The following is a 14,173-nucleotide window of genomic DNA, read 5'->3' on the forward strand; positions in this document are numbered from 1 at the left end:
GTGTTTTGGGGCTATAGCTCAGCTGGGAGAGCGCTTGCATGGCATGCAAGAGGTCGGCGGTTCGATCCCGCCTAGCTCCACCAATCACTTCTTTTACTTACCAGTACATTGATTCCCTTTTTTTAAGTTGCGAATATCTGATCTTACAGTTTAGATGAACAGGTTTAGACTTCATCTGACTGGCAGCTATGAGCAAAGAATAGACGTTCTCTAGCTAGCCTTGGCAGTGCCATCCTAATGCCAGCAAGAATGTTGCTCCAGCCAATACGTTTCTTTCAAAGCTTGCCATCTACAAAGACTTCATAACAATCAGTTTGGTTTGCTTTAAACAACTACATTATGGAAAGAATAAATAAATTACCTACTGAGTATTTTTCTGGTAACGAAGTCACCCACCCTATTTTACTCTGTGCAACAGCTGCGGCAAGGTTCAAATTGTTGCCCCTATGGCCTGTCGAAGTGCTTAGGTGAAAACCTACCTGAACTGGCACTGTATAAGTGTTGATTGTATGGATTTTATGTGTTTATATACCTCCCATTTTTTAATGGAACATATCATGAAGGAACATATCATGAGTCAATTACGCTCATTTTGTTACTTTGCTCTGCTAATGCTATTAACAGCGTGTGGCGGCGGAAGTGATTCTGGCGACAGTAATAGCAGCGAAGGTAACAGCCCAGTACCACAAACCGCTATTTCATTTGCTGAAAATTCAATCCAAATATTGATAGACGAGATCCCACCAGTTAATAAGATATCAGGAGGCTCAGGCACGGGAGCAATAACGTTCTCATCTTCAGACTCATCAATAGTAGAAGTAATGAACCCTCAAACCGGGCAAATAAAAGGTATTGGAGCAGGAAGTGCAACCATTACTGTATCCAAAAGTGGTGATTCTCAGTACAAGTCAGCATCTGCCAGTTATTCAGTTGAAGTTAAAAAGCGTGAGCAAGAAGCATTAATTTTTGATGCAAGTTATGTCACAAAGTTTGTGGACGATTTAAACTTTACAAACCCGCTCAATGGTGGAAGTGGTACAGGCTCAATAACCTATAGTTCGAGCAACCCAGACGTTGCAACTATTGACCTTACATCTGGAGACGTAACTTTTACAGGTAATGGCACAACAATCATAAAAGCTACCAAATCCGCAGATGAAATATATAATTCAGCAGAAGCGTCTTATTCATTGACAATAAATAGAAGAAATCAAGACGACATTGTTTTTGAGCAAGACTCACTTTACATCTATATAGATGAAACTAAAACTAATCACTATACAGGCGGGAGTGGAGAAGGACTGGTTACCTATTCGACATCCAATGCCGAAGTTGTGCTCATTAACACCGAAACGGGTTTATTGACACCTGTGGAAGCAGGTTCTGCTACCATTAACCTGACTAAATCGGGTGACACTTTTTATGAACCTCAAACAGCTCAGTTCACAGTTAATGTAACAAAAAGAGAGCAGGAGCCTTTATCATTCCAGTCTAACTCTTTAGATTTGTTAATTGATACCCCGATACAGAGCAATCCTTTATCAGGAGGTACAGGCTCAGGTACTATAACTTATCAATCCAGCGATACATCAGTGGTAGATGTCAATTCAAATACAGGAGAATTAACATTACTCACAGATGGGGTTGCAACTATAACCGCAACAAAAGCTTCAGATGCTGTGTACAGTGAATCAAAAGCTTCCTACGATGTTGATATCAGTTATATATTAGATGAGCTCAATATTGCCATTAGCTTAACAAATGCAGAGCTAACATGGAGTAAACAAAGTCAGCAACTGGAGCTATACAGAAGTACCGACGCCAACTGTGATATAGCCAATTACACTGCATGCGATAATTCGCAGATGAATATTATATCCGCACAAGATGCACTGCCACTTCAAGATAGCTTTATAAATGTTCAGCGTTCAGTAGACACGCTAGAACACCAAAGTGCCTATATTAAAATTGCTCACGAAGACTATATTTCTAATACCGTCCATGTAACACCTTCCTTACCTCCTTTTAAACTTGGGTTTGGCGCTCAAATGGTATCCTTTAAAGGTAAGTTGTGGTTGATAGGGGGTGAATACTACGAAGGCGACGATACTATTTGGCAAACTGGCATTTGGTCTTCTCCAGATGGAATAAACTGGCAACTTGAGGTTGCAAATGCGCCATTTGGGGGGCGTGCATACTTTGAATTAATTGAATTTAATGAGCAGCTTTATTTAGTAGGTGGTCAAAAAGGAAGGGGAACAGGTGGAGCTGCGGTAGAACAGTCAGATGTGTGGCGCTCTGATGATGGAGTTAATTGGACATTAATCCAACCTAATCCAGGGTTTTATATAGGAAAGGTAGCATCTGCAATCGTCTTTCAAGGTAAGCTATGGCTATATGGAGACGCTTACGGTAGTGAAAATAGCACAATCTACTCGACCGAAGATGGGTTCAATTGGACTGTGCAAAATAGCTCGGCAGCATATAAGCCTAGACGTAAGCCTACATTATTTGTCCACGATGACATCATGTGGATGTACGGTGGCCTGGTAATTGAAAGTAACCAAGCAAAGGCGGCTAACGAAATTTGGTCATCAGAAGATGGAGTTAATTGGAGCTTGAGGAATGCAGCCCCCAATATTCCAAATGAATATGCTAATACTAGTAAAGTGTTCAATTTTAACGGCAAACTTTGGATGATTAACGGACAAGCTTATACCGCTAATAATAGCGCCGTCTATTCATCTGATAATGGAATAGACTGGACGGTCGAAGCAAGCCCTATTATATCTAGGTTTAATACCTATTTAACAGGTGCTAAGTTCTCTGATAGGCTGTGGATATACAGTGGTCGACAAGATGAGTATATCTGGCACTCCAAAGACGGAAAAGATTGGAGAACCTATGTCGAGCTACCAGAACTAGAATGGAGCTCAAGGCAAAAATAATCCTAGGGTGATGATAGCAATTTAACGTGGACACCCATTCAACTTATCCACCCCAATTTGTATGTTGGGGTGGTTTGTCTTAGTTTGACGTTGAATGGGTGTTTTTATAAATAAAAGTTTAGTTCGCTGATACAGGCGCAAGTGTTTCGAAAGTAGAGTGTAAACGCATTGCAAGGTGCTAAATTAGGGCGAAATTAAATAAGCTCGTCGCTTCGCTTGATTTTAGCTTATTCAATTCTGGCTGTTAGCTCAGCGTTGGTATGATCCCACATGTCAAGCAGAGTACACCGATCTCTGTCTAAACCTTTAACCTTCAGTTGCCGCTCAATAAATTGAGTTAACACATCGAATGAAGCAAGTAGTGTCGTCAGTTATCATGGCGAAGCGTCGCCTTGGTGGTATTCGTGGGTTACTCTCCTTTCGGTGAGCTGCGCCTACTTTACTGAGCCCGTCGTGATTACTTCACAGCGACCCATTGCCTCCAATCTATGTTCGTGGTGCAATAATTATTGCTATCTCAAGCGATAACCAAGTCACTATTGGCAACTCAAAACTCTCTAAGAGTTTGCTTCGCTCAAAACACTAATTTGGTTAAGCAGTCTTGTGAATCTGTCATGGTTACAATTCGAGCTGATAAGTCGGCCAAAAATAAAGTTGTTTATGGCACAATCAAAAAAAATAAAACCATTGAGCTATCAAGTGTCGCAGTAACCCTAACTAGCGCATCAATGGATAGACGCTTTTAGCTCGGCGGTCACTCATTCTTCGCTATTTTAGGCAAGCTTAATCCGGCCATTACGCCTGCGTCAGCACTCATATTCATACAACAAGGAGGTTTTATGTTCCCATTGGAAGTGTTTGTTGCTTATCGCCAGGCCCTGATAACTTGCTCGCGATTGGTCGAGGCTTAAGTCAAGGGAGGCAGGCGGCGGTAGAGTCAGGGCTGTCTTCTGGAGCGGGTATTTTATTTCATGTTGTCGCCGCAACTTTCGGACTAACGCTTCTAATTCAAACCCCGGAAGTAGCATTTTACGTCGTGAAACTTCTTGGTGCTGCATATTTAATTTGGTTGGGTATAAAGGTTCTTCGTTCGAGGAATCTGTTCTCATTAGAGCCCGTGAAAAGGCAGTCTTTGAAAGTTATTTTGTCAACGGGCTTTCTATTAGCAGCGTTCAATCCAAAGCCCGGCATGTTTGTTCTTGCTTTCATACCTCAGTTTGTAAATCCAAACTTAAGGTCAGTGACAATTCAAATGTTAGGCTATGGAGTCTGGTTTGCGGTATTAACAGCAGTAGGCTTCAGCTTTATGAGTGCTTTCTCGCCTCAGTTGTCCGAGTGGTTCAGAAATAAACCTAAACTCGTGTCAGGGCTCAATATTGGCGCAGGCATAACATTTGTCTCTTCGGGGCTGGCGGTGGCTTTTATGAAGCAGCGATAATCCAACTACTCTTAGTATTTAAGAATAATTCGCAATGCTTGTCGTTTTTACTTCTCTTAGAGTGTAGGTAAGTGTTGCTCACACCCTAATGCGGCATTACCATCGCTCTCTAGTGGCACAAATGCGACTGTCAGACTTGATTGAATTCTGTCAATCGAACCTAACTGATGAACCTTTATTCACTTCCCCCTTGGCGTTAGCAAAAGGAGTTTATGAGTACGCATAAGTACCATAAATAGGTATATTTGTTATTTTAATGTAAATTTATGTAAATGTCGTAACCTATTGTTTATTTTGTGCTTATTTGTAAAAATCAATATTTAAAGCTCAATTATCGAACACTTGTTAATTGAGAATTTATATTTGTATGATTATTCTGCGTTCCAAAATAACTAATAACGGAACGTATCATGCGGTGGATATTTTTAGCGCTTATCAGCGTGAGTGCAGGCGCACTTCTTTGGATTTATCTTGGGCAGCAAGGCCCAAGCACTCATCATAACGCAACAATCGAAACAGCCGAGCAGCAACCCCCTGTTGCACAAATATCAATACACAAACAAGCGGTCACTGAACCGAAAAGCAGTTCCCAACCTTTGCTAAAGACACCAGCGAAGCACGATAGGCATCAGCCTACTGACTTTGGTGTTGCCTCGGTCAATAAGGTATCGAAAACCGCGCAAGCAAAGCTGCAAGAGGCGGGCGTGATCCCAACCGACTTACACAATGAAGCCTATGTGGAATTTGACCTGAGCGCGTTGCGTGCTCTTGAAGCCGGTGACACTTTTGAACTGATGATACCGCAAACTCAAGAGAGCTTTGTTGCTGAAGTAAATAACGTCAGTGTCGCTGAAAATGGCGATAGGAGTGTGTTTGGTGCGGTAACAGGGGCAGGGGGGCGTTTTCATACCACGGTATTAACTGTTGGAAAAGACGCCGTCTATGGTCAGCTGACGGCACCCAGTGGCAATTATGTTTTTGAATCAAAAGACGAGCATGGATGGATAGCGGCAAAACGCGATCTTTATCGCCAGCACCAAGAGCAAGAGGTGCATGCAAGTAGTCACCAAGCTGACGCCAACCCGGAAAATTTCAATCCTCAATTTACAACCACCCCCACTAACTAAAAATAAGGGAACAATAATGAAAAAAATCGTAAAATCAGCGCTTATTGCAAGTGCTATGGGTGCGTCAATGGCGCAAGCAGCGACGATTGATATTGGTATTTTGTATACTGATGAAGCAGCAGCGGCTACAGGTAATATTAATACAAAGATCAATCAGTTGATTGCTTTTGCGAATCAGGTTTACAGTCAAAACGGTATTGATCTACAGCTTCGTGTTGCTGGCCAGCAAAACCTAGGTAATTACAGTATCAGCCCCTCAAGCAGTTGGTTGAACTCAGTGACCAATGCTTCGAGTGTTCAAAACCTGCGTAATAGCTGGGGAGCCGATATGATGGCTGTGCTAGGTAAAGGTGCGGGCTCGAATGGTTATATTACCTGCGGTATTGCTTGGGTAGGCCAAGGCAGCAGTGCTTCTGGTAACTTATATGCCTCTACTTCAAACAACATGTATAGCATTACCGCAGTGGACTGTGGAGCAACCACCTTTGTTCATGAACTAGGACATAATCAAGGCTTGGCCCATTCACGCAAACAAGGCGATACCAGTGGCGGTGTGTATGTCGATGGTATGGGCCACGGCGTTGATAATCAATTTGCCAGCATTATGGCCTACCCACATGTATTTGGCAGTGCCACGCAATATGATTACTTTGCCAATCCAAACTGGAGTGTAAACGGTCTCCCTTACGGCATAACTGGGCAAGCGTATGCTTGGAAAACCGTGGAAGCAACGAAAAACAGTATCGCCAACTTTAAATAGTATTCCCCCTGAATGAGGAGCACCACTGTGGTGCTCTTTTTTATCACTGCCGTTAATCGCATCAGGTTGCCAATCGTTATCCAAGCGCCCATAGTATTTGGCGAATAATAACAAAAGCCCTAGGCCATAAACGGAGAGCCTCATGAAGTCTATACTTTATACATTCGCAGCACTGAGTGCTTTAGCAGCGCAACCTGCTATGGCTGACGATGAACCCATTGCCATTGCTATCCATGGTGGTGCCGGCACCATCGAAAAAGCCCGCTTCACTGCGGAGCAAGAAAAAGCCTATCGCGACAAACTCAAGCAGGCGGTTGAAGCCGGCTATCAAGTATTAGCGCAAGGAGGTGAAAGCCTAGATGCAGTCAATGCGGCGATCAATGTACTGGAAGATTCTCCTTATTTTAATGCCGGCAAAGGGGCCGTTTACACCTATGAAGGCACTCATGAGCTCGATGCCTCGATCATGGATGGACGTACGCGCCAAGCCGGCGCTGTAGCTGGAGTAAAGCACATTAAAAACCCTATTAACTTGGCACGCTTAGTAATGACGAACTCTGTTCATGTGCTGCTCAGCGGTGCAGGGGCTGAAGCATTTGCTCAGCAGCAGGGGGTGGAGAAGGTTGATAACAGTTACTTTGATACAGAGCATCGTTATGAAGCCTTGCTCAAGGCAAAACAAAAATTAGATAAAGCCAAGCCCGCAAGTCAAGACTACCAAGCTCGTCATCAAGCGTTACCCACATCCTATAAAATGGGTACGGTTGGCGCCGTAGCTTTGGATAAACACGGTAATATGGCAGCGGGTACATCAACAGGAGGTATGACGGCGAAGCGCTTTGGTCGTATTGGTGATTCTCCGATCATTGGCGCGGGTACATTCGCCGACAATGAGTCTTGTGCGGTTTCAGCAACCGGCCATGGTGAGTTCTTCATCCGTTATCAAGTAGCGAGCGACATTTGCGCACGTGTGCAATATCAGCAAAAAAGCATAGCGCAGGCGGGGAAAGAAGTTATTTTTGGACCCATGTTTGACGCTGGTGGAACCGGGGGAGTCATCATTGTTGATGGCAAAGGAAACATCAGCATGCCGTTTAATACCAAAGGTATGTATCGCGCTAGCAAGTCATCAACCAGTGACACCTATGTAGCGATTTTTAAAGACGAATAAATCCTTCAAAGATATAAGCAATTTTGTAAACGCCAACTATAGTTAGCTATGTTGGCGTTTACTTATTTGGGGGTGCCTATGCAATCAATCAAAGTCGCTGATTATTACAACCATAGACCAGTAAAATTCAAAGCCACTATGCCGATTGAAACGGCTGTAGAGAGGCTATTACAAAGCGGCCAAACCGGAGGACCTGTTGTCGACGACCTCGGAACCATCATCGGTTTCGTGTCGGAGCAGGATTGCTTACAACATATGTTGACATCCACTTACCAAAATGAAGCACATACAGTTGTTGGTGATGTCATGACCAAAGAGCCACTGTGTGTGACGCCAGAGGAGAGTGTGATGACACTCGCCGAAAATATGAAAGTTGATAAGCCGAAAATGTACCCGGTATGTGATGAACAGGGTAAGTTACTCGGGATTATCACCCGCGCGCACATCCTACTGGCATTGGATAAGCATCTGCATTGTAATTATACGTCCGGACATCGATTTGTTTAGTGTTGCTGTAGGCTCTGATTAATAGCCAAAAAGGCCCAGCCATCGGCATTCAGAGCTTAATACCCGCTACACTTGGCGCTGATAGTTTGCTAAGCTTAGCGACCATTTTTAAGTCGTTAATTAGGGGCCTGAGTGTCAGCAAGCAAGCCGTTGTATGGTAAACTCTCCGAGTGTTTGAAAAAGGATCAGTTTGTATTAAAAAGGCGCCTACAAGGCGCTGATAAGATTTCCGACTCCGAGAAGCAACAAAGCGTACTGGCCAAAATTGAGCGGGCGATAGAGCACAGCATCAGCCATCGCACACAACGCCTTGAACAACTGCCAAAACCGCAATTCCCAGCGGCCCTGCCGGTTAGCGATAAACGTGAAGACATAAAAGCAGCAATAGCGAAGCACCAAGTGGTGATTGTCGCCGGTGAAACCGGATCGGGTAAGACGACTCAGCTGCCAAAGATTTGCTTAGAGTTAGGCCGTGGCGTTGAGGGCTTAATTGGCCACACTCAACCACGTCGATTAGCCGCTCGCAGTGTGGCAGCGCGTATTGCCGAAGAACTCCATAGCGAAATCGGCGAAACCGTCGGTTTTAAAATACGCTTTAGCGACCAGGTCAGTGAACGCAGCTACATTAAGCTAATGACTGATGGTATCTTACTTGCAGAGATACAAAACGACCGCTACCTGAATCAATACGACACTATTATTATCGATGAGGCGCACGAGCGCAGTTTAAACATCGACTTTATCCTTGGTTATTTAAAGAACCTGCTACCCAAGCGCCCGGATCTTAAAGTAATTATCACCTCAGCAACCATCGACCCAGAGCGTTTCTCTCGCCACTTTAATGACGCCCCAATCATTGAAGTCTCCGGACGCACATACCCCGTTGAAGTACGTTATCGGCCCTTAACCGAGATACAAGGCGGTGACGACAACCAAGATGAGAATGATCAACTGCAGGGTATTTTTGATGCTGTAGATGAGCTCTACAGCGAAGGCCCTGGGGATATTTTGATTTTCATGAATGGTGAGCGCGAAATTCGGGATACCGCCGATGCCTTGAGCAAGCGCAACTTAAAGCATACCGAAGTGCTGCCTTTGTATGCACGATTATCCAATGCCGAACAAAATCGCATATTCCACCCCGGTAATAAACGCCGTATTGTGCTCGCCACGAATGTGGCCGAAACCTCACTGACGGTGCCTGGGATCCGCTATGTCATAGACCCGGGTACGGCGCGTATTAGCCGCTACAGTTACCGCACTAAAGTCCAGCGCCTACCTATTGAAGCGGTGTCGCAAGCCAGTGCCAATCAACGTAAGGGCCGGTGTGGCCGGGTTGAAGCGGGGGTGTGTATACGTTTATACAGCGAAGAAGACTTTCTTGGTCGTCCAGAATTTACTGACCCAGAAATTCTACGTACTAACTTGGCGTCGGTCATTTTGCAAATGCTGGGTTTGGGGCTTGGTGATATTAGCCAATTCCCTTTTGTACAGCCGCCGGATAGCCGCAACATCAACGATGGTGTGCGCCTGCTTGAAGAGCTCGAAGCAGTGCAAGCGAGCAAACATAAAGGGCGGACCAAGCTCACTAAGTTGGGACGTGACCTAGCACGCTTGCCGCTGGACCCTCGGTTAGCGAAGATGGTGCTTAGCAGTGTCTCCATGGGGGCGATGCGTGAAGTGATAGTGATTGCAGCGGCGTTAGCCATTCAAGACCCCAGAGAGCGTCCGCAAGAGAAAAAAGCCAAGGCCGATGAGCTGCATGCGCGCTTCGATGATGAGCATTCTGATTTCATCGCGTTCTTGAATTTGTGGCATTATTTGGAGCAGCAACAGCAAGCGCTCACCAACAATCAATTCCGCAGGTTATGCCAAAAAGAGTTTCTGGCATATATGCGTATTCGTGAGTGGCAAGATATTGTTTATCAAGTCACGACGATTTGTAACGAAATGGGCCTAAAGGACAGTAACAACGAGCCTGAACATGAGGCGATACATCAGGCGCTGTTGAGCGGGTTACTCAGCCATATAGGCCAAAAAGACGAAAAGAATGCGTTTTATCAGGGCGCACGCAATAGTCAGTTTCATATTTTCCCAGGCTCCAACCTGTTTAAAAAGCGCCCCAAGTGGGTGATGTCTGCCGAGCTGGTGGAAACCTCCAAGTTATATGCTCGCATCAATGCCAAAATTGATGTGAGTTGGCTGGCGCCCCTAGCACAGCACTTGGTGAAACGCAGTTACAGTGAACCGCACTGGCAGAAAAAAGCCGGCGCGGTGATCGCCTTTGAACAACAAACTCTGTATGGCCTCACTATCGTGGCGCGTAAGCGCAGTCAGTACGATAAAATTGACCCGGCCCTTAGCCGAGAAATATTTATTCGCACGGCCTTGGTCGAGCAAGAGCTCGGCGCCAGTGAAGCGTTTTTGCAAGTTAACCGTGAGCTTATCGAAGAAGTTCAAGATTTAGAGAACAAGGCACGCCGACGCGATATTCTAGTGGATGAGCAAGCATTGTTTGATTTCTATGACCAGCACATCCCTAGTGATATATGTAATCGTGTTAGCTTCTTGAAGTGGTACAAAGAACAAAAGCGTCACAACAAACGCTTTTTGTTCATGCGCAAAGAAGACCTGATGCAGCACGGGGCCACTGAGATCACGGCGGATAACTACCCGGATGTGTGGATGCAAGGCAACCTAGTGCTGCCGTTGCAATATAACTTTGAACCCGGGCAAGACGTCGATGGGGTGGCGGTGCAAATTCCCTTGGCGCTGCTCAACCAAGTCAGCGGCGAAGGTTTTGATTGGCATATTCCGGCGCTGCGCCATGAGTTGGTGTGCGCTCTTATCAAATCATTACCGAAAACCCAACGTCGCAACTTTGTGCCGGCACCGAATTACGCGGACGCGGTACTCAGCTCTGTAGAGCCACTGCAAGGGTCGTTGCGTGAGGCGCTGGCGCTGCGCCTATTTCGCATGACTGGAGCCAAAGTGGACGCTGAGGACTTTGATACCAGCGCCTTGGATGAACACCTGCGCATGGCGTTTGAAGTGCGTGATGATAAGGGTAAGTTAGTGGCCCGTGGTTATGACGTAGAGGCCTTAAAGACACAACTTGCGGATAAAGTGAGTAATACCCTATCGCAGGTCGCGGATAAGGGCATTGAGCGCGACGGCTTAGTGGAATGGCAATTTGACTCTTTACCCCAGTCCTATGTGAAAAAACAAGGTCAATACGAGGTCAAAGCCTTTGTTGCCTTGGTCGACAAAAAAGACAGCACCGCGATTGAGCTATTCGATTCACCAAGCAAAGCATCTGCAGCGCACCAGTTGGGTCTGCGGCGCATGGTGCTTTTGAATATTCCTTCGCCAATTAAGTATTTACAGCAGAATTTACCGAATAAAGCCAAGCTAGGTTTGTATTTTAACCCCTTTGGTAAAGTGCAATTGCTGATTGATGATTGTATCGCCGCTGGGGTTGATAAGCTTTTAGAGCAATGCGGTGAAATCCGAGACGCTGAAGCGTTTAATAAAGCCAAAGACTTTATTCGCGGCGAACTGGGCGACACTGTGGTGGCGATTGCCTTGCAAGTTGAGCAGGTGTTGAGCTTGGCTCACGGTATTCATAAGCGTATGCGTGGCAAAGTGGACTTAACCATGATCACCGCCCACGGTGATATTAAAAGCCAATTGGAAAGCCTGGTCTTTAAAGGCTTCGTTAGCCATCATGGGGCGCATAAAATGGCCGATTTATGCCGTTATATGAAAGCCATAGATAAACGTTTGGAAAAACTACCGGTGGACCCTAACCGCGACCGTTTGTGTACCCTTGAACTGGATAAAGTAGCGCAGGCGTACCATAAGTGTTTGGCCAAACACCCTAAAGGTGAGCCCCAGCCGCCGGCCTTGCAAGCGCTGTTTTGGATGCAGCAAGAGCTACGTGTATCGTTATTCGCGCAAACACTGGGAACCCCTTATCCGGTTTCGGCAAAACGGGTGTTGAACGCAATTAATGACTATCTCGCCGAGAGTTAACTTGCATTCGCGCTAAGCTGAGGTAACTTTATATTATTAGAGTGATTCAGGTGCTCGCCGACAAGGATAGGGAACAAGTTGAATAATCACGGCAAAGCTAAGCTATTAGTAGTCGATGACGAATATTTTAATTTTACACTGTATGCTCAAGCACTTGGTCAACAGTACCAATTGCAGTATGTTGATTCGGGCAAGCAGTGCTTGAACGAGGCCATCAATCAGCACCCGGACGCCATTATGCTCGATGTGTGTATGCCGGGGCTTGATGGCTTCGACACCTGTCGCATGTTAAAAAACACCCCAGAAACGCAAGATATTCCGGTGTTAATGATATCCGGACTCGAATCCCCCCATGCCAAGCAACAAGGGTACGCCGCTGGTTGTGATGCCTACTTCGTAAAACCCTTATCTTTCAACGAGTTATTGGATAGCTTGCAAACCCTCATTTAATCCGAGTATGCTGCCTATAGCAACACATGTTTCGCCCCTTTAAATGGGCTTTGTGATGCGACCCCAACTGCGGCATGCGTAGGTAGGTAGTGATAGGCCTGCGATCGGCTGCTGTAAAGCACAAAAGGAGAACAACAATGCTTTATGACGACGATAAGCGCGGCTTTATGCGCATGATGGTGAATGCGCAAGCAAAGCTTGAGGTATCACACAATGATAAATATTTGCAGTTAACGGCAACCTGCCGCGACTTGAGCGCCACAGGCATGCAGTTACTGGTTGATGAACCCATCGACCCGGGCGCCACAGTAAAAGTGGATATCAACTCACCCGATGGTTCGGTGCCGCCACTTAAAGCGCTGACCCAGGTCGTGCGTTGTACGCAAGACGACCAGGGACAGTACTGCATTGGTGTGGAAATGATCGATATTAATTAGGGTAAAGCGTTAATACACTTTGCAGATCAGCCCCTTGAGGTAAAAGCCTTCAGGATAAGCGCCTCCGATAGGGTGATCGGCGGCCTGATTTAAGCGCTCGACAATGAGTAGCTCTCTATTGGCGTCTAGGGCAGCATCGGCGACCACTTTTTGAAATAAGTTTTGCTCCATGAGTCCAGAACACGAGAACGTCAGTAGAGTGCCGCCTGGCTTAAGCAGCTGCATCGCCAACATATTGATATCCTTATAGCCTCGGCATGCGCCGTTGAGCTGCGCCTTTGAGTCGGCAAACTTGGGTGGATCCATGACGATGGTATCAAAGGTGCGTCCTTCGCTGCGGTATTCACGAAGTAGCTTAAATACGTCTTGTTTGACAAACTCAGCGCGTCCTAAGTCTAAGTCATTGTGCTGCACATTGCGCTTGGCAATATCAAGGGCTTGCTGTGATACATCGACATTGATCACCTTAGAGCAGCCACCGCGCAAGGCATATAAACCAAACGTGCCGGTGTAACAAAAGCAATTTAATACTTCCTTGTCTTTGGAGAAGCGCTCTAGGGCGGCGCGGCTGTCTCGTTGGTCGAGATAAAAGCCGGTTTTATGGCCTTGCAGAATATCTACCTCGCAGGTGAGGCCATTTTCTTTTATCAACACCGGGTGCTCTGGCGCCGTGCCAGATAGCACGCCGGTTGTTGGCGCTAATCCTTCTTTTTTACGCACCTCTACATCTGAGCGTTCATAAACATGACAAGAAGGGAACAGTTCCACTAACGCGGCGACTATCTCACCTTTGTGACGCTCTGCACCGGCACTTAACAACTGACAGACTAAGTAGTTATCAAATTTATCTATTGTTACTCCAGGAAGGCCGTCAGATTCACCGGCACATAGGCGGAAACCGGTTAACTGGCCTTCTTCAATAGCGTGCTGGCGGGCATCAAGGGCCCGAGCTAAACGGCGATAGAAGAACGCCTGGTCGATAGATTCTTGTTCGTCAAAGCTCCATACCCGAGCGCGAATTTGTGACTGTGGGCTATAAGCGGCCGTAGCCAAGTATGTTCCCTGACTGTCGTAAACGGTGACCGTGTCACCTAGGCCGAGGTTGCCTTTGGTTTTCTTAATTGCTTTTGAAAAGATCCACGGGTGTTTACGTTTCAGTGATTTTTCGCGTCCTGCTTGAAGATAAATCGCACCGGCCATTGAGCCTCCTAATAATTCCTAGAGTGAGTATGTTGAAGCTGCTGTGCACTGAGGCAGTTGAATACCCACCGCAAGGCATGTTGACACGCTAGGTCGTTGG

Annotated in this window: 10 protein-coding genes and 1 tRNA gene; 10 read left to right on the forward strand and 1 reads right to left on the reverse strand. The window is 46.1% G+C overall.

The features are described 5' to 3' along the window. Positions 1-7: 7 nt before the first annotated feature. The 10 genes from MHM93_RS02960 (at position 8) to MHM93_RS03005 (ending at position 12,873) form a co-directional block, all read left to right on the forward strand. Positions 8-83: transfer RNA gene (locus MHM93_RS02960), tRNA-Ala, on the forward strand. Between the two features lie 489 nt (positions 84-572). Beyond that, positions 573-2,948 (forward strand): Ig-like domain-containing protein, encoded by a 2,376-nt coding sequence (locus tag MHM93_RS02965; protein ID WP_239447947.1) that lies wholly within the window; start codon positions 573-575, stop codon positions 2,946-2,948. Positions 2,949-3,834: 886 nt separating this feature from the next. Next, the gene (locus MHM93_RS02970) at positions 3,835-4,386 is read left to right on the forward strand and encodes a LysE family translocator (RefSeq protein WP_239447949.1); all 552 of its coding nucleotides are present in this window, start codon (positions 3,835-3,837) and stop codon (positions 4,384-4,386) included. A gap of 410 nt (positions 4,387-4,796) precedes the next feature. Further along, positions 4,797-5,513 carry a hypothetical protein gene (locus MHM93_RS02975; protein WP_239447951.1) on the forward strand — a complete coding sequence of 239 codons (717 nt, stop codon included), beginning with the start codon at positions 4,797-4,799 and terminating at the stop codon, positions 5,511-5,513. A gap of 16 nt (positions 5,514-5,529) precedes the next feature. Continuing rightward, positions 5,530-6,273, forward strand: a complete 744-nt coding sequence (locus MHM93_RS02980) for a reprolysin-like metallopeptidase (RefSeq protein WP_239447953.1) — start codon at positions 5,530-5,532, stop codon at positions 6,271-6,273. A gap of 142 nt (positions 6,274-6,415) precedes the next feature. Beyond that, positions 6,416-7,444 carry an isoaspartyl peptidase/L-asparaginase gene (locus MHM93_RS02985; protein ID WP_239447954.1) on the forward strand — a complete coding sequence of 343 codons (1,029 nt, stop codon included), beginning with the start codon at positions 6,416-6,418 and terminating at the stop codon, positions 7,442-7,444. A gap of 48 nt (positions 7,445-7,492) precedes the next feature. Next, positions 7,493-7,951, forward strand: coding sequence for a CBS domain-containing protein (locus MHM93_RS02990; RefSeq protein WP_022944032.1), 459 nt, complete (start codon positions 7,493-7,495; stop codon positions 7,949-7,951). A gap of 132 nt (positions 7,952-8,083) precedes the next feature. Continuing rightward, a complete protein-coding gene (hrpA, locus tag MHM93_RS02995) occupies positions 8,084-11,986 on the forward strand; it encodes an ATP-dependent RNA helicase HrpA (RefSeq protein WP_239447956.1) in 3,903 nt (1,300 codons plus the stop codon). 78 nt (positions 11,987-12,064) lie between these two features. Beyond that, positions 12,065-12,436 carry a response regulator gene (locus MHM93_RS03000; RefSeq protein WP_022944034.1) on the forward strand — a complete coding sequence of 124 codons (372 nt, stop codon included), beginning with the start codon at positions 12,065-12,067 and terminating at the stop codon, positions 12,434-12,436. Positions 12,437-12,573: 137 nt separating this feature from the next. Then, positions 12,574-12,873 carry a PilZ domain-containing protein gene (locus tag MHM93_RS03005; RefSeq protein ID WP_239447958.1) on the forward strand — a complete coding sequence of 100 codons (300 nt, stop codon included), beginning with the start codon at positions 12,574-12,576 and terminating at the stop codon, positions 12,871-12,873. A 9-nt stretch (positions 12,874-12,882) separates the two neighbouring features. Here the strand turns inward: MHM93_RS03005 and MHM93_RS03010 are convergent, their stop codons facing one another. After that, positions 12,883-14,073 carry a class I SAM-dependent methyltransferase gene (locus tag MHM93_RS03010; protein WP_239447960.1) on the reverse strand — a complete coding sequence of 397 codons (1,191 nt, stop codon included), beginning with the start codon at positions 14,071-14,073 and terminating at the stop codon, positions 12,883-12,885. Positions 14,074-14,173 lie beyond the last annotated feature (100 nt).

Origin of the sequence: Pseudoalteromonas sp. MM17-2, from assembly GCF_022347945.1 — a bacterium.
Classification (GTDB): Bacteria; Pseudomonadota; Gammaproteobacteria; order Enterobacterales; family Alteromonadaceae; genus Pseudoalteromonas; species Pseudoalteromonas ruthenica.